The 15,286-nt window shown below is 66.3% G+C and carries 15 protein-coding genes; 8 read left to right on the top strand and 7 right to left on the bottom strand.

The window, feature by feature from the left end:
- Nucleotides 1–65 precede the first annotated feature (65 nt).
- The 5 genes from AC56LV_RS21885 to AC56LV_RS21865 all read right to left on the bottom strand — a co-directional run bounded on the left by AC56LV_RS21885 (nucleotide 66) and on the right by AC56LV_RS21865 (nucleotide 4,039).
- Nucleotides 66–713: a PhaM family polyhydroxyalkanoate granule multifunctional regulatory protein gene (locus AC56LV_RS21885; RefSeq protein ID WP_499560727.1), complete on the bottom strand. Its 648-nt coding sequence runs from the start codon at nucleotides 711–713 to the stop codon at nucleotides 66–68.
- A 76-nt stretch (nucleotides 714–789) separates the two neighbouring features.
- A complete protein-coding gene (locus tag AC56LV_RS21880; RefSeq protein WP_499560725.1) occupies nucleotides 790–1,788 on the bottom strand; it encodes a Bug family tripartite tricarboxylate transporter substrate binding protein in 999 nt (332 codons plus the stop codon).
- An 85-nt stretch (nucleotides 1,789–1,873) separates the two neighbouring features.
- Complete coding sequence (locus AC56LV_RS21875) at nucleotides 1,874–2,602, bottom strand: SDR family NAD(P)-dependent oxidoreductase (protein ID WP_499560723.1); 729 nt, start codon at nucleotides 2,600–2,602, stop codon at nucleotides 1,874–1,876.
- Between the two features lie 88 nt (nucleotides 2,603–2,690).
- A complete protein-coding gene (locus AC56LV_RS21870) occupies nucleotides 2,691–3,374 on the bottom strand; it encodes a 3-oxoacid CoA-transferase subunit B (RefSeq protein WP_499560721.1) in 684 nt (227 codons plus the stop codon).
- Nucleotides 3,362–4,039, bottom strand: a complete 678-nt coding sequence (locus AC56LV_RS21865; RefSeq protein WP_258837292.1) for a 3-oxoacid CoA-transferase subunit A — start codon at nucleotides 4,037–4,039, stop codon at nucleotides 3,362–3,364. The genes AC56LV_RS21870 and AC56LV_RS21865 overlap by 13 nt, the downstream gene beginning before the upstream one ends.
- A gap of 173 nt (nucleotides 4,040–4,212) precedes the next feature.
- Here AC56LV_RS21865 and AC56LV_RS21860 point away from each other — a divergent pair, with 173 nt between their 5' ends.
- From AC56LV_RS21860 to AC56LV_RS21835, 6 genes are all read left to right on the top strand, one after another.
- A complete protein-coding gene (locus AC56LV_RS21860; protein ID WP_499560719.1) occupies nucleotides 4,213–5,010 on the top strand; it encodes an IclR family transcriptional regulator domain-containing protein in 798 nt (265 codons plus the stop codon).
- 45 nt (nucleotides 5,011–5,055) lie between these two features.
- The gene (locus tag AC56LV_RS21855) at nucleotides 5,056–6,186 is read left to right on the top strand and encodes a DUF3108 domain-containing protein (RefSeq protein ID WP_499560717.1); all 1,131 of its coding nucleotides are present in this window, start codon (nucleotides 5,056–5,058) and stop codon (nucleotides 6,184–6,186) included.
- Between the two features lie 7 nt (nucleotides 6,187–6,193).
- Nucleotides 6,194–6,940 carry a DUF3108 domain-containing protein gene (locus AC56LV_RS21850; protein ID WP_499560715.1) on the top strand — a complete coding sequence of 249 codons (747 nt, stop codon included), beginning with the start codon at nucleotides 6,194–6,196 and terminating at the stop codon, nucleotides 6,938–6,940.
- Nucleotides 6,941–7,098: 158 nt separating this feature from the next.
- Nucleotides 7,099–8,478 (top strand): hypothetical protein, encoded by a 1,380-nt coding sequence (locus AC56LV_RS21845; protein ID WP_332530551.1) that lies wholly within the window; start codon nucleotides 7,099–7,101, stop codon nucleotides 8,476–8,478.
- On the top strand, nucleotides 8,475–9,200 hold the full coding sequence (locus AC56LV_RS21840; protein ID WP_183553974.1) for a hypothetical protein: 726 nt from the start codon (nucleotides 8,475–8,477) through the stop codon (nucleotides 9,198–9,200). Before AC56LV_RS21845 ends, AC56LV_RS21840 begins: the two co-directional genes overlap by 4 nt.
- 8 nt (nucleotides 9,201–9,208) lie before the next feature.
- On the top strand, nucleotides 9,209–12,031 hold the full coding sequence (locus tag AC56LV_RS21835) for an ATP-binding protein (protein ID WP_499560713.1): 2,823 nt from the start codon (nucleotides 9,209–9,211) through the stop codon (nucleotides 12,029–12,031).
- Nucleotides 12,032–12,064: 33 nt separating this feature from the next.
- Here the strand turns inward: AC56LV_RS21835 and AC56LV_RS21830 are convergent, their stop codons facing one another.
- Nucleotides 12,065–12,583: a CcdC protein domain-containing protein gene (locus AC56LV_RS21830; RefSeq protein ID WP_499560711.1), complete on the bottom strand. Its 519-nt coding sequence runs from the start codon at nucleotides 12,581–12,583 to the stop codon at nucleotides 12,065–12,067.
- Between the two features lie 126 nt (nucleotides 12,584–12,709).
- Here AC56LV_RS21830 and AC56LV_RS21825 point away from each other — a divergent pair, with 126 nt between their 5' ends.
- Complete coding sequence (locus AC56LV_RS21825; protein WP_499560709.1) at nucleotides 12,710–12,895, top strand: hypothetical protein; 186 nt, start codon at nucleotides 12,710–12,712, stop codon at nucleotides 12,893–12,895.
- Between the two features lie 55 nt (nucleotides 12,896–12,950).
- Nucleotides 12,951–13,652, top strand: a complete 702-nt coding sequence (locus AC56LV_RS21820) for a YjjG family noncanonical pyrimidine nucleotidase (RefSeq protein ID WP_499560707.1) — start codon at nucleotides 12,951–12,953, stop codon at nucleotides 13,650–13,652.
- Here the strand turns inward: AC56LV_RS21820 and AC56LV_RS21815 are convergent.
- Nucleotides 13,626–15,233: a GGDEF domain-containing protein gene (locus tag AC56LV_RS21815; RefSeq protein ID WP_499560705.1), complete on the bottom strand. Its 1,608-nt coding sequence runs from the start codon at nucleotides 15,231–15,233 to the stop codon at nucleotides 13,626–13,628. The genes AC56LV_RS21820 and AC56LV_RS21815 overlap by 27 nt on opposite strands.
- Nucleotides 15,234–15,286: the final 53 nt, after the last annotated feature.

Raw genomic sequence — 15,286 nt, 5'->3', positions numbered from 1 at the left:
CGTGCGCTACCAGCGCCGTCAATCGGACGCATCAAGGCGTCCCTGCAGCACCCCGGCTGCTGGTGTCAGGTCTTGTCGGTCTTGCTGCGAACGTTGCGCCGAGCACGCGCGGCGGGTTCTTCCGATGGCGCATCAGGCGTCGTAGAAGGCGCGTCGGTGGCATTGGCGTCATCGGCAGCCGCCGCGCCCTCGGCCGGTATGGTGCTGGCCACGGCGTGACGGAACTGGTCCTGCAACAGGTTCCACCACGCCACGGCGGCCGGCATGGCGGCGCCCGCGGCATCGGGCGCGGCCTGCGCGGCGTCGGGCGCTGGTGGCGGTGGCGGCGTTGGTGTTGGCGGCGTCTGGGCCGGTGGCGTGGCCGTCTGCGCCATCTGGGCAAAGAACTGCGCGAATGGCGCAACCGACGACTCGCCGACCTTCGTCTGGCCCATCGCCTGGGCCATGCTGTCGCCCATCGCCTTGAGCGTGGCCAGCGTGCCACGCTGGATTTCCAGGGCCTGGATCGTACCGTGCAGCATGTTCTGGTTGAGGGTGAGCCAGGCTTCGACTGCCTTCAGGTCGGCGATCTTCTTGTCGAGGTCTTCCACCGACATGCCGGCGCCGGGCAGCGGCGGCATGCCCGGCATGGTGCCGGGGATCTGCATGCCGCCCCACAGGTTCTTGACGAATTCGAGGGTGTCGGTCATTCCTGGCATGGGCGGCTTGAGCATGTGGCGTCTCCTGTGTTGGTGCGGCTAGCGTAGCAGATAACGCCGGGGCGGACCACGCCCCGTGCACCACGGCAGCTTACTGCGCTGTCGCGCCGGACTGCTTGACGATCTTGCCCCACTTGACCGTCTCGCTGGCGATGAAGGCCGCGAACTGCGCCGGCGTCTCGCCGGCTGGTTCGGCGCCTTGCTCCAGCAGCTTGTTCTTGACGTCCGGGTCGGCCAGCGCCTTGAGGATCGCCGCGTTCAGCTTTGCCACGACAGGGGCCGGCGTTTTGGCCGGCGCCAGCAGGCCGAACCACGATGTGGCTTCGTAGCCAGGCACGCCCGCTTCGGCGACCGTCGGCACGTCGGGCAGCGCCGGCGAACGCTGCGCTGTGGTGACGGCCAGGGGGCGCAGCTTGCCGGCTTTGACGTGGCTGATCGCCGACGGCATATTGTCGAACATGATCGCGATATGGTTGCCCAGCAGGTCATTGACGGCCGGCGCGCTCCCCTTGTAGGCCACGTGCTGGAGGTCGACCCCGGCCATCTGCTTGAACAGTTCGCCGGACAGGTGAATGGACGTACCGCTGCCCGACGAGCCGAACGTGACCTTGCCGGGATTGGCCTTGGCATACGCCATCAGCTCCTTGACGGTCTTGAACGGCTGCGCCGGATTGGCCACCAGCAGGTTCGGCACCAGGGCCACGCGCGTGAGCGGTGCGAAGTCCTTGATCGGATCGAACCCCAGTTTCGGGTACAGGCTCTGGTTGATGGCGTGGGTGCCTACCGTGCCCATGAGGATCGTGTAGCCGTCGGGCGCGGCGCGCGCCACGAGCTGGGTGCCGATATTGCCGCCTGCGCCCGCGCGGTTGTCGATGATGACCGGCTGGCCAAGATCCTTGCTGATGAATTGTCCCAGCACGCGCGCCAGAATGTCGGTCGTGCCGCCGGCCGAGAACGGGACGACGATCGTGATGGCCTTGGTGGGGAAGGCCTGGGCCTGCGCCGCCAGCGGCGTCAGGGCCAGCAGGCCGAGGGCCGACGCAGCGGCGAGGGTGAGGGTACGGCGGGTCGACGAAAAGGTGCGTGACATGATGGGTCTCCAATAAGGACAACGGGTGCGGCGAAATGGACCGGGCACGCGCGCGGACGGCAGCCAGGCCTTGTTGCAGATCGAATCAGACCGGGGCCACGCCCAGCGTGGTGCCGCCACACACATACAGCACCTGGCCGGTGACGAAACCGTTGTCGGGCGACAGGAAAAAGGCGGCCGTACGCGCCACATCGGCTGGCGTACCGAGGCGGCCCACCACGATGCTGTCGATGATGCGCCGGGTCTGCGGCGCGCCGTCGGGATTGCTGTTGTGGAAAAGTTCGGTCGCGATCGGCCCCGGCGCCACGGCATTGACGGTGATGCCGTCGCCGCCCAGTTCGAGCGCCAGCGTGCGCGTCAGGCCGATCAGGCCGGCCTTGGTGGCGGCGTACACGATGCGCTCGGCCTTGCCCAGTGCCGCGCGCGAGGCGATGTTGACGATGCGGCCGTGTCCCGACGCACGCAGCGCCGGCAGGAAGGCCTGGACGAGAAGGATGGCGGCTTTCAGATGCAGGTCCACGACATGGTCGAGATCCTCCATCGTGGCCGTGTCGATGGTGCCGGGGCGGGTGGCGCCCGCATTGTTGACCAGCGCCGTCACATTGTAGGCGGCCGCAATCTGCTGCGCGATCATGCGGGTCTCGTTCTGGCGCGTCAGGTCGGCCTGGAACGACACGAGCCGGTCATGTCGCCAGTCGGGCTGGTGGGAGTCGAGATTGACGACCGTGCGGCCTTGTTCGATCAGCGTCTCGCAGATGGACCGGCCAATGCCGGCGCTGCCGCCGGTGACCAGGGTCACGTCTTGTCGATGCATATTGTCTCCTTGTATTTTTATAGGAAAGCGCTGGCGTCGGGCGCCGGCTGCTTGACAAACCAGGGCAGGGCGGGCTTCTCCTTCGTGGTCAGACGCGTTGGGTGATTGGAGGCAGGTCGCCGGCGCGCGCCTGCGTCGCATCCGTCAAGGCCAGCCCGGTCAGGTGTTCGAGTTCGGCAAACGACAGGCCGTCGACGATGTCACGCACCGCCAGGCCAGCGGGCGTCACATCGAGCACGGCCAGGTCGGTGTAGATGCGGCTCACGCACGCGAGGCCCGTGAGCGGATAGGTACAGCGCTCGACGATCTTGCTGGCGCCGTCACGCGTCTGGTGCTCCATCATGACGAACACGCGCTTGGCGCCGATCGCCAGGTCCATCGCGCCGCCCACGGCCGGAATTGCGTCCGGTGCACCGGTATGCCAGTTGGCCAGGTCGCCCTGCACGGACACCTGGAACGCGCCGAGCACGCAGATGTCGAGGTGCCCGCCGCGCATCATCGCGAACGAGTCGGCGTGGTGGAAGTAGCTGCCGCCGGCCAGCAGCGTCACCGGTTGCTTGCCGGCGTTGATCAGGTCTTCGTCTTCGTCACCGGGGGCGGGCGGCGGGCCCATGCCGAGCAGGCCGTTCTCGCTATGCAGAAAAATCTCGCGGTCCGGGGGCAGGTGCGCACCGACCAGCGTCGGCAGGCCGATCCCCAGGTTCACGTAAGCGCCTTCGGGAATGTCACGCGCGACGCGCGCGGCGATCTGGTCGCGGGTCAAGCGTTGCATGCGGCGTCTCCCTGTACGACACGCTGGACGAAAATGCCCGGTGTGACGATGGCTTCCGGATCGAGTTCGCCCAGTTCGACCACCCGGGTGACCTGGGCGATGGTGCAGCGCGCGGCCATCGCCATGATCGGGCCAAAGTTGCGCGCGGTCTTGCGGTACACCAGGTTGCCCCAGCGGTCGCCATGGAAGGCCTTGATCAGCGCGAAGTCGGCGTGGATCGGCGACTCGAGCACATAGTGGCGCCCGTCGATGAGGCGCGTTTCCTTGCCGGCCGCCAGATCGGTGCCGTAGCCGGTGGGCGAAAAAAAGCCGCCGATGCCGGCGCCGGCGGCGCGGATGCGCTCGGCCAGATTGCCCTGCGGCGTGAGTTCGAGTTCGATTTCGCCGGCCCGGTATAGCGCGTCGAACACGTGCGAATCGGCCTGGCGCGGGAACGAGCAAATGATCTTGCGCACGCGGCGCGCCTTGAGCAGCGCCGCCAGGCCGGTGTCGCCGTTACCGGCATTGTTGTTGACGATGACGAGGTCGCGCGCCCCTTGGGCGATCAGCGCGTCGATCAGGGCGGCCGGCATGCCGGCAGTGCCGAAGCCGCCGATCAGAATGGTCGCGCCATCGGGGATGTCGGCCACTGCCGCGTCCACCGATGGGGAAATCTTGTCGATCATGGTGCAGGTCCTTTCCAGCGCAACGCGCGTTGACACTGTTCGATAATCGCCCTAATGTCTGATCACTGAACAGATGAATCGAGTGTAGGAGTGTGCCGGCCCGGGGCGCAAGACAGCTCGATGGAATGTGTTCGATTGCCGAACGGTTTATCACGTCATTGCCAAGGAGCACCATGAGCATGCCACACGAGCCTGAGCCGCCAGCGGACATCATCGCCAGCGACCCGAATTTCATGCTGTCGCTGGCGCGCGGGCTGGCGGTGCTGCAGGCGTTCAGCGACCAGCGCCGCAGCCTGACCATTGCCCAGATCAGCCACCGCACGGCGATCCCGCGCGCCTCGGTGCGGCGCTGTCTGCACACCCTGATCGCGCTGGGCTATGCCAGCGCGGACGGCAACCAGTTCTCGCTCAAGCCCAAGGTGCTGTCGCTCGGCTACTCGTACCTGTCGTCGACGCCGCTCACGGTCTCGGCCCATCCCTACCTGAACCAGGTCAGCCGCAGCCTGAACGAATCGTGCTCGCTCGGCGTGCTGCAGGACGACGAAGTGCTGTACGTGGGGCGCTCGGCCGCCTCGCGCATCATGTCGGTGTCGCTCACCACCGGCAGCCGCCTGCCGGCGTACTGCACGGCGCTGGGCCGCATGCTGCTGGCGCACCTGCCGGCGCCAGAGCTGGACGACTATCTGGCGCGCGTGCCGCTCAAGGCCATGACCGAGCGCACGGTGGTCAATCCCGAGCGGCTCAGGGCCATCCTGGCGGACGTGCGCACCGCCGGCTACGTGCTGGTCGAAGAAGAGCTGGAAGTCGGCCTGCGCTCGATCTCGGTCCCGGTGCGCGGCGCGTCGGGCAATGTGCTGGCGGCGCTGAACATCGGGGCGCACGCAGCGCGGGTGTCGCGGCGCAAGATGGAAGAAGAGTTTTTGCCGGTCCTGCGCGCGAGTGCGCAAGAGCTGTCGATCCTGTTGCCCTGATCCCGGCACCCGTGTCCATTCCGGCGCCCGCGCTACACTAGCGTCATGCCATCCGCACCGATTCTTCTTCCCCGTCGCCACCGGCTGCTGCCTGTGGTGCTGGTCGTGCTGCTGCACTGGATCGTCCTGACCGAGCTGGGGCACGTCAGCCCGGTCCTGCCGCCGGCGGCCACGCCAGGTGGCGCGCCAGTGACGCTGGTGGCCCAACTGCTGCCCGCTGCTCCGCCAGAGCCTGCGCCCGAACCGTTGCCGGTACCGCAGGCCAGTCCGCCGCCACTGCCCCGGATGCCGCCGGTGCCGGTGGAGATTGCGGTGCCCGACCGGCCAGGCGACATCACGCCGGTGACCGATACGGCGCCTTCCGGTGCCGGTGCTGGCGCAGCGCCGGCCACGCCGGCAGCCGAGCCCACGCCCGCGGCGCCAGCCCCGCAGGCGCCGCCAGCATCCGCGCCGGCGGCGGCCGCACCGCCACCGCCACCGGCAGCACCGGAAGCCCGCCGCTACGTGGTCGACATGCCGCCGCCCGCAAAGATCACGCTCGACGTCGCACGCACCGACGCCGACGGCACCGAGTGGTCGGGCGAGGCGCTGCTGGCCTGGCAACTGAACGCGGACAGCTACCGCATCCAGATCGAAGCCGGCATCCGCGTCGTGTTCGCGCGGGTCAATCTGGTGGTGTTGAAGAGTGATGGCGCGGTGGCCGCAACGGGTTTCGCCCCGATCACGATGACCGAGAAGCGGCGCGGCCGCGCCATGACGGCCACCCATTTCAACTGGCGCAAGGGCGTGATCACGTTTTCGGCATCGGAAGCGACGCACCAATTGCCGGCTGGCGCCCAGGACAAGGCCAGCATCCCGCTGCAACTGGCGGCGATCGCGCGTGGCGACCCGAAGCAGCTCACCGGCGCCATCGACATTTTCGTTGGCGAAGACCGCGATGCGGCAATCTACCGCTTCACGGTGGTGGGGCAGGAAGCAATCGATACCAAACTCGGCACACTGCAAACCTGGCACCTGACGCGCCCGCCGCAACCGGGCTCGTACAAGTCGCGCCTGGACATCTGGCTGGCCCCGGCGCATGGCTGGTATCCGGTGCGGATTCGCAATAGCGAGCCCAACGGAGCAGTAACCACGCAAACAGTGAATAATATCGTCTTGGACCATTCAGGATCTTGATATGCCTATGAACAACATTCGACACATCGGTGCAGCCCTGGCGCTGACCTTCGCACTGGGTGGCGCGTCCGCCCAGCCCGCCCATCCGGCCATCAAGCGCGCGTTCGAATTGCCGCCATCGGCCGATCTGGCGTACGACCTGGCCGCGCGCCAGAAGGGCCTGGCCCTGAAAGGCGACGCCACCGTCAACTGGCGCGCCGGCGACGGCAAGTACGACGTGCGTTTCGAGTCGCGCGTGGCGATCCTGGGCACGCTGCTCGACAACCGCAGCCAGGGCGTCATCGACGCCTACGGCCTGGCGCCGACCGAGTTTTCCGAAAAACGCATGCGCAAGGACCCCACCTCGATCACGTTCGACCGGGCCGCCAGGACGATGCGGTTCTCGGAAGGCGAGAAGACCTATCCGCTCAAGGGCGGGGAGCAGGACCGCGTGTCGGTCACCTGGCAACTGGCCGCCGTGGCGCGCGCCGCCGGCGACAAGTTCAAGCCGGGCTCGGAGTGGCCGTTCTTCGTGGCAGGGCGCAGCAGCGCCGAGACCTGGACCTTCAAGGTCGTGCGGAGCGAGAAAGTCAAAACGGGCCTGGGCGAGGTCGACGCGATTCTGGTCACCCGCGCAGCCCTGAAAGGCAGCCGCGACCAGAGCGTGGACGTCTGGCTGGCACCGGCGCACGAATACTATCCGGTCAAGATCCGCTTCACCGAAGGCGACAAGGAAACCATCGAGCAGACGCTCAAGAGCGTGACCAAGACTTAAGTCGCAGCGGTGTTGCAGAGGCTGCCCTGGCGGGCAGCCATTCCGGAATTGCCCAGTCTTAACTGTTATACTGACGCCCCCGCGAAGCTGGCCGGGTCTGTGGTAACAAATGCAATGCAGACCCGTCCCGGCCGCGCACGAGACTGGTTATTAACAAAATGATCGACCCCCAAGCCGGCGCGGCGCACGCTGCCGACGCCTCGACGACAGCGCAGGAACTTGATCCGCTGCAGGTACACTTCCAGGATGGCATTGCTCCCGATGAAATCGAGCAAGTCTTCCACCTCAAGCGTGCCCAGCCAATGCTGTCGGCCTTCACGGCCCTGTTCCACGGCACGCAGGACGGCGTGCTGGTGCGTCTGCTCGTCCTGCGCGAACTGGCCGGCGACGCGTCCACGTCGGCCTTCTCGCGCGCCGACATCAACCAGAAGCTGGCCTATCTCGTCCCCGAAAGCCTGGAAACGGTGCTCAACCGCCTGCGCGGCCACGGCCTGCTGGCCTGGGATGCCCCGGCTGCCGTCTACCGCATCACGCCGCTGGCCCGCAACGTCTTGTCCGCGCTGGAAACCCTGCTGGCGCTGGGCAAGCCCGAAGGCGACGAAGCCGAAATGGGCTTCCTGCTGTCGCAGGTGGCGGGCGCCCAGGCCGTGGGCGGGGTCACGGTCGACCAGCTGAAACACCTGCTGGGCCGCCTGGTCGAACTGACCGAGGAATTTCGCGATGCGATCGCGTCCGGCTCCGAGTTCCGCCTGCGTACGTCGCAGGCAAAGTGGCACATGGCCTGTGACTGGGTCGAGAAGGGCTCGGTCATCCTGCGCGCCATCACGTCCGACGAACGGGCCGACGCCGCCACGCACCGCGCGGCGCAGGCGATCGGCCGCGCGCAGAGCGCACTGCTGAACATGCAGGGCATGTTCTCGCGCGCGCTGAACCAGATCGAACGCCAGCGCGTGCACCTGGGCCAGTCGGGCCTGTCGACCACCGACGTGAAACGCTGGCTGCTGGCGCACGACGACCTGGCGAGCCTCGCTGCCGGCGCGATCGACCGCCCGGTCACGCCGCTGTTCGGCACCCCGGCCGAGATGATCGACGTGGCCGAAACCGAACTGCTGGCCGAGCGCATCATCTCGACCGGCCCGAAAGGCCTGCCGAGCGGCCAGGATGCGCCGCTGACGGTCAACGACAATCCGGCCATGCAGCTCGAGCTGAACGACTGGATCAACAAGCTGGCCGACTTCGCCAACCTGGGCAACTTCCCCGAATTTTCGAGTGTCGGCCCGCGCCGCGTGCAGCTGCATGAATCGCTGCTGCCGGCCACGTTCGCGCTGGCCTCGTACCGCGCCTCGCTGCTGCCGCTCCTGGGCGACGCATCTGAAGCAAGCCTGCAGGGCGCGACCGCCGAACTGGCGCGCCTGCCGCTGACGTTTGTCTCGCTCGACGAGATGGTCCAGCTGAACGACCCGGAAGTGGCGGCCATGTCGGTCGCGACCCTTTCACTGAATGCCGATTCCACTCCTGATGGACAGCCTGCCCCATGAATGACGATGCACAAATCCTGATCGCGCGCCTGCTGACGCACCAGACCCTGCGCCGCGACGACAAGATGGTCAAGCGCGCGCTGTCGGACGACCAGTTCCGCGCTGAAGTTGACAAGCGCCTGCTCGAATCGGGCCTGAAGCTGCTCGATAACGTGTATGCCGACCACGTCACCGTGGCGCTGCACCGCAACGTCGAGCCGAAGATCTTCGGGGCCAAGGACATCTGGCAGAACAATAACTTTGGCCTGACGCGCGATGGCGTGGCGCTGCTCGTCGTGCTGTGGGCGCAGATCATCCTGCCCAAGCGCGAGCGCCAGGAAACCCACACGACGATCGACGACGACCAGAACGACATGTTCGAGAAGGAGTTGTCGATCCCGCGCGCTGAAGACACCTCGATCGGCATTTCGTACACGGCGCTGCTGTCGGACTTCGGCGACAAGCTGGGCAAGAAGACGCGGATGGACATGAACCTGGGCGTGCTGTCGAAGCTGGGCTTCATCGAACGCCGCGGCGACGTGATCCTGGAAGGCCCGCTGCTCGACCTGATGATGGACACCGACGTGCTCAAGGAACGCATCATCAACGGCGCGCTGTCCGAAGTGTTCAAGCGCGCGCCATTGGCGGCCGCGCCGCGCCGCGTGGCACCGGTCGATGCCGACGCCGCCAACGATGCCCTGGCGCCCGACGGCGCCCTTGATGTCCCCGACACCCCGAATTGAGATAGCCGATGTTCCACATTAAATCACTCGAACTGGTCCACTGGGATTACTGGCAGCGGATCAAGAACATCCCGCTCGACGCCAAGATCATCACGATCGCCGGTCAGAACGGCTCGGGCAAGACCACGCTGCTCGACGCGATGCGCACGCTGTTCGGGCTCGATTGCTCGATGGGCCGCACGTATAAACACTATGCGCGCCACTCGGGCCAGCAAAGCGCCTGGCTGCGCGCCGTCGTCGACAACAAGCCGGTGGGCCGCCAGTTGTCGAACCGGCCGTTTCGTCACTCAGGCTTTTTCGCCGACGATGAAGTCACGCTCTTTTGCCAGGTGCAGAAGAACGGCGGCGACTGGAAGCGCCAGTACCTGATGCGGCCCGGTAACGTCGAGATCGAGGAAGTGACCGAAGCGACCGACTGGCTGGGCGTGGAAAACTACCGCAAGCGCCTGGCGTCGGCCGGCCTGTCGCCGGCGATGTCGAAAGTGCTGGCGCTCGAGCAGGGCGAGACCGACAAGCTGTGCGAATATGCGCCGCGCCAGTTGCTCGACCTGGTGTTCCAGGTCTTTGGCGACAAGGAAGTGCTGGACGCCTACGACGAAGCCAAGCGCCACCAGCGCGACACCGAGACCGAGCTCAAGCGCTTCGAGGCCGAACTGGAAGCCTCGCGCACGAACCTCGAAGGCTTGCGCCTGCGCGTGGCCAACCACCATCAGTGGTCCGATCTGCACAAGGAAAAGCGCGAGCTGCACGAAGAAGTGCTGCCGGCGCTGCAGTACCACGAAGCGCGCGAGAAAGCGCTCTTGGTCTCGCGCACGCTGCGCGAAGCGAAAAAGCCCCTGGTGCAGGCCGACGGCCAGCTGGCCGAGAAACGCAGCCAGCTGGCCAGCCAGCAGCGCGCGCTGACCGAAGCGCAAAAGCAGGAAACGCAGCTCGAGCAGGAGGGCGGCGAACTGGCCCGCCGCCTGACCGAAGTGAACACGCGCTTGAAACCGCTGGAAAGCCTGCTGGAACAGCGCGACCGCCTGCAGAAGCTGTCGGCGGACGCGGGCGCCGACATCGCTGAAGTGGGCAAGCAGCTGGGCGAAAAAGAAGCCGAGCTTGCGCGCCAGAAGAGCGCGCGCGAGGCCGTGTCGACCAAGATCGCGGGCGAGCTGGCGACGATCTCCCAGCTGCAGGGCAAGAGCGCGATGCCGGAACCCGAAGCACAGCGCCTGATGCGCCGCGCGCTGCGCGATGAAGGCATCGCGCACGCCATGCTGTCGGACATCGTCGAAGTGACGGACCCGAAATGGCAGGGCGCGGTCGAAGGCGTGCTCGGTGGTTACGCATCGGTCGTGCTGCTCGAAAAAGCGTCGGATGCCGCCAACGCCTACCGCCTGGCCGAGAAGGAGCGCTATCGCCACTTCATCGTGCCCGATTGCGTGACGGCGCCGGTCGTGAAGGATGACAGCCTGCTGTCGGTGGTGAGCTTTTCTGGCAAGGCGCCGGGCTGGCTGATCGACCAGCTGGAGCGCATCGTGCGCGTCGATTCGGTCGACGACGGTTTCAAGAGCCGCTCGGACGAGTGGATCACGCCGGACGCTTACCACCGCGAACGCCGCGGTGGCCGTTCGCTGTTCGTCGAAGCATCGCGTTATCGCTTTGGCGCAGCCGGCAAGACGCAGCGTCTGGAAGCGATCCAGAAATCACTGCCGGCGCTGGAACAGAAGGAAGATGCGCTGACGCTGGCGATCTCGAAGCTGGCTGCCGAAGTGGGCGGCCTGAAGGCGCGCATCGCCGGCGTGGACGCGGCCAAGGAACTGTCGGCGCGTCAGGAAGAATTCGAAGAAGCCGCGCGCGCACTGGCGCCGCTCAAAGCCGAGCGGATGGAAGTGGGCGCGCGCCTGGGCGAGCTGCAAACGCTGAGCAAGAACGCGACCGTCGCGCGCACCCGCGCCGACACCGTGTGGCAGAACGCGCGCATGGCGCTGTCGGAAGCCGAGGCGGGCATGCGCCTGAACCATCGCCGCCAGATCGACCAGCGCACCGAGCACGCCAAAGCATTGCTGGAGTTGCGCCGCAGCTGGCGTGCAGTGCCGGGCGCCTGGAAGAATCCGAACTGGCGCGGCGACCTGGTGGCCAAGCACCAAAACGCGCACCAGGTCAATCTGCGCCTCGGGTCCCTTGAAGGGTCGCTGGCGCGCGACGACTGGGAACTCGACCCGACGGTGGTCGACCAGTACGCGCGCCTGCACGACCAGCTCGAAAGCCGCCAGACCGAGACCGAAGAGCGCCGCTACCAGAACAACCGCGCGATCGAAGCGACCGGCAATGCGCGCGGCGCCTACATCGAGCGCCTGCGCTACACGATCAAGACCTACACCAAGAACATCCGCGAACTGGGTGGCCTGGCCGGGATCGACGTGCAGGCCGACCCGGTGCGCCTCGAGAACGACGACGTGCAACTGTCGCAGGCGGGCCTGCACGTGCGCTTCAAGTTCGACGGCAAGGACCAGATCGGGATGAACGACGGCGAAGCGTCGGGCGGCCAGCAGGTCATGAAGTCGCTGGTGCTGCTGATTGGCCTGCTCAAGTCCGAAGAAGGCTCGGGCGGCTTCGTGTTCATCGACGAACCGTTTGCCCACCTGGATATCCGCAACATCCAGCTGGTCGGCGAGTTTTTGAAGAACACCGACGCCCAGTACCTGATGACGACCCCGCTGACGCACAACACGGACGTCTACGACCCGTCGGAACTGACGCTCATCACGAGCAAGAAGAAGAAGGACCAGCAGTGGGCGCAGCCGATCTTCGTGCTGCAGCGCCGGAAGGAAGACGCGAAGGCGGCTTGATGCAAAAAGGGATCCGATGCGGATCCCTTTTTTTTATGCCTGCAAGCTCTGGCGCTTGGCCCGCCGCCGCCAGCGCAGCAGCCCGGCCGAATAACAGGCGAAGTAGCCACTGGTGAGACCCACACACAGCATGGTCAGCGGACTGTCGCTCAACTGGGGCGTGGGCAAGCCCTTGCCCTGGTTGGCGTAGATCTCGACGCCGATGTACAGGATGCGCGCCACCAGGATCATCGCCATCACCAGGCCCAGGCGGGCGTTCGGCGTGAAGAAGTAACCCTCGGGCGTGGCCTCGAAGCGTGACAGCTTCAGGCCCCACACGCCGTAGCCGATACCGCCGGCGGCGCCCACCAGCAGCGCCGCCAGGTTGTACGGGCTGGCGAATAGCTGCGCCGCCGGCACCAGGATCATCGCGCCAAACACCAGGATGCCCGTGTAATGGCGCTGGTAGATCGAGCGCTGGCGCAGCATCTGCTTCTTGATGCGCGCGTAGATGCGCCAGACCAGCAGCGGGGTCAGGACGAGCAGGGCCAGGGTGGTGATCGAAAGTTCCATGGGGACGGTCAGCAGGCGGTGTTCGGAAAGACCGCATTGTAGCCCACTGCCGGCGCGCGCCGCGCCGCAGGAGCGCATGCTAAGGTGGGCCAATCAGCCAATCAGCCAATCGAGGAGGACCGCATCATGCAAGCAGGCCATACCGCGCCATCAGCGCCGCCGTTTTCCATCCATGCCCACCGCGCGCCGGATCCGGCGCCCGTCGACGATCCAATGCCCGATCCGTTCGAGGCGCCGCATCCGCATCCGCATCACCAGCCGGGCCATCTGCCGCACGATGACGAGCCGGTGCCCGATCCGAACCCCAGCTGACGCAGCTTGGCGGCGGGTGCTACCATGGAGCATTGCCGCCTTACTGTTGGACGCAATGAAACACCGACTTTTCCTGTTTGACCTCGACGACACCCTGCTCGATTTCCGGGCTTCCGAACAAGCTTCCTTCCAGCGCACGATGGCGCACCTCGATCTGCGTGAGGGCCTTGACGCCCTGTTCGCGCAGTACCAGATGACCAACGTCGCGCTGTGGCGCCTCTTTGAACAGGGCGCCGTGTCGAAGGACTTCCTGCGCATTGAACGCTTTCGCAAGACCTTCGCCGACAACGGGATCGACCTCGATCCACACGTTGCCAGCGATGTGTACAGCGAATCCCTTGCCGATACCGTCGTGCTTGTGGACGGCGCCGTAGCGCTGTGCGAGACGCTGGCCGGGATCGGCGAAGTGGGCATCATCACCAACGGCGCGCACGCGATCCAGCACCGGCGCATCGCCAGTTCGGGGCTGGCCCCGTCGCTGTCATTCGTCGCGACGTCCGAAGCCTGCGGCTTCGCCAAGCCGGACAGCCGCTTCTTCGAGTACACCAGCAAGATGGCGCGCACCTTCACCAAGCCCGATACGGTGATCGTGGGCGACCGCCTGGACGCCGACATCCTCGGCGCGAACCGCTTCGGCATCGACAGCGTCTGGTTCAATCCGGGCCGTCTGGCCAACGAATCGCTCGCCATTCCCACCTGTGAAGTCGACAGCCTGCACGATATCGACGCCTCATTGCGCCGCCTGGCCTTCGCTTGAACCGGCGTCGGCGCCGGTGGCGCTGAAGGCTGCGCCGCACACCCGGTTGCGGCCCGCAGCCTTGGCCTGGTAGAGCTGCATGTCCGCGCGTACGACCAGGTCGGCGGTGTCCAGTGACTCCTTGCCGCCAGGTTCGAAGGAGGCCACGCCAAGGCTGGCCGTGACGGTCCCGAAAGGCGATTCCACGTGCGAGATGCAGAGGCCAAGAATGTCCTGGCGCATGCGCTCGGCGACAGCCAGCGCGCCGTGCAGGTCGGTCGCCGGCAGGATGATCGCGAATTCTTCGCCGCCGTAGCGGGCGGGCAGGTCGCCCGTGCGATTCAGGCTGGCGGCCAGCACGCCGCCCACACCCCGCAGGCAGGCGTCACCGGCCGGATGGCCGTAATGGTCGTTGTACTTCTTGAAGTAGTCGATGTCGAGCAGGATCAGCGCCAGCGGCGCATTGCTGCGCTGCGCGCGGCGCCATTCATGGTCGAGCATGTCATCGAAGCGGCGCCGGTTGGCCAGTTGCGTGAGCTTGTCGGTGTGCGCCAGTTCGTGCAGCCCCAGATTGTCGCGCTGCAGGTCTTCGGAATAGGCACGCAAGGTCTGGTCGAGCCGGTCGCGGATCGCGATCTGCCGCACCAGCTTGCGCCCGAACAGCGTAAACAGCGCCGCGATCAGCAGCGTGACAGCGCCGATCAGAAGGCTCGACTGCTTCCAGTTGCCCAGCAGCTCGTCCTTGGTCTGGCCGACGGCGATCACGAATGGAACGCGATCGACCCGGCGAAAGCTGTACAGCCTTTCGATCCTGTCGACCGTGGCGGTCAGGAAATCGGCGCCGGCCGACTTGCTGCGGATCGCCTGGAACACCACCCCCTGCGACAGGTTGGTGCCGATGATCTTCTCGTCGAACGGGCGCCGGTAGACCACCGTGCCGTCGGCCAGCGCCAGCAGCACCGTGCCGGTGCGGCCAATATCCAGGTCGTCGTAGATCTGTTCGAAGAAGTTGACCTTCAGCGTGACGAGCACGACGCCGGCGAAGCTGCCGTCGGCATGGTCGATGCGGCGCGACACCGGCAATACCCAGATGCCGCTCGAGCGGCTGCGCACCGGATGGGCCACGTGGATGCCGCGGCCCGGACGTTCGCGGTGATACTGAAAATACGCGCGGTCGGCATTGTTAGCCACGAACGGCTGGCCCAGCGACGTGGCCAGCCACACGCCATCTTCGCCATACACGAAGATGCCATGCAGCTCGGGTGTCGTGTGGGTCAGATCGACCAGATGCGACTGCAGCCGCGCCAGCGCCGCGGGGCGCGTGCCGTCGTGTTCGACCCGTTCGGCGACGTTGGCCAGTGCCATGCTCGTGGTCTTCATGGCCGATTCGACCTGGGCCCCGATCATGCGCGCGACATTGCTGGTCGCGACCGTGGTCTGCGCGATCTGCGCCCGGCGCGTCGTCTCGATGAACCACGCGGCAAAGGCCACCAGCAGGATGCAGGCCAGTACCGTCGCGGCGACCACGAAGCGCACCACCGGCCTGCGCTTGCTGGACAAGCGCAGGAAATCGAGGGCCGGATTGTCGGTGGATGGTGTCAATGCGCCTGCGCTCCATGGAATGTGACCGGGTTACGCATCGGCCTTGCCTGATG

The sequence above is a fragment of the Telluria sp. RB2R28 genome, assembly GCF_059685835.1.
The sequence above is the reverse complement of the archived record's forward strand: the minus strand, read 5'-3'. Positions and strand labels throughout refer to the sequence as shown.

Bases quoted from the DNA above. Each gene is read 5' to 3' on its own strand.
- AC56LV_RS21885 (WP_499560727.1), bottom strand. From the start codon at position 713: ATGCTCAAGCCGCCCATGCCAGGAATGACCGACACCCTCGAATTCGTC.
- AC56LV_RS21880 (WP_499560725.1), bottom strand. From the start codon at position 1,788: ATGTCACGCACCTTTTCGTCGACCCGCCGTACCCTCACCCTCGCCGCT.
- AC56LV_RS21875 (WP_499560723.1), bottom strand. From the start codon at position 2,602: ATGCATCGACAAGACGTGACCCTGGTCACCGGCGGCAGCGCCGGCATT.
- AC56LV_RS21870 (WP_499560721.1), bottom strand. From the start codon at position 3,374: ATGCAACGCTTGACCCGCGACCAGATCGCCGCGCGCGTCGCGCGTGAC.
- AC56LV_RS21865 (WP_258837292.1), bottom strand. From the start codon at position 4,039: ATGATCGACAAGATTTCCCCATCGGTGGACGCGGCAGTGGCCGACATC.
- AC56LV_RS21860 (WP_499560719.1), top strand. From the start codon at position 4,213: ATGAGCATGCCACACGAGCCTGAGCCGCCAGCGGACATCATCGCCAGC.
- AC56LV_RS21855 (WP_499560717.1), top strand. From the start codon at position 5,056: ATGCCATCCGCACCGATTCTTCTTCCCCGTCGCCACCGGCTGCTGCCT.
- AC56LV_RS21850 (WP_499560715.1), top strand. From the start codon at position 6,194: ATGAACAACATTCGACACATCGGTGCAGCCCTGGCGCTGACCTTCGCA.
- AC56LV_RS21845 (WP_332530551.1), top strand. From the start codon at position 7,099: ATGATCGACCCCCAAGCCGGCGCGGCGCACGCTGCCGACGCCTCGACG.
- AC56LV_RS21840 (WP_183553974.1), top strand. From the start codon at position 8,475: ATGAATGACGATGCACAAATCCTGATCGCGCGCCTGCTGACGCACCAG.
- AC56LV_RS21835 (WP_499560713.1), top strand. From the start codon at position 9,209: ATGTTCCACATTAAATCACTCGAACTGGTCCACTGGGATTACTGGCAG.
- AC56LV_RS21830 (WP_499560711.1), bottom strand. From the start codon at position 12,583: ATGGAACTTTCGATCACCACCCTGGCCCTGCTCGTCCTGACCCCGCTG.
- AC56LV_RS21825 (WP_499560709.1), top strand. From the start codon at position 12,710: ATGCAAGCAGGCCATACCGCGCCATCAGCGCCGCCGTTTTCCATCCAT.
- AC56LV_RS21820 (WP_499560707.1), top strand. From the start codon at position 12,951: ATGAAACACCGACTTTTCCTGTTTGACCTCGACGACACCCTGCTCGAT.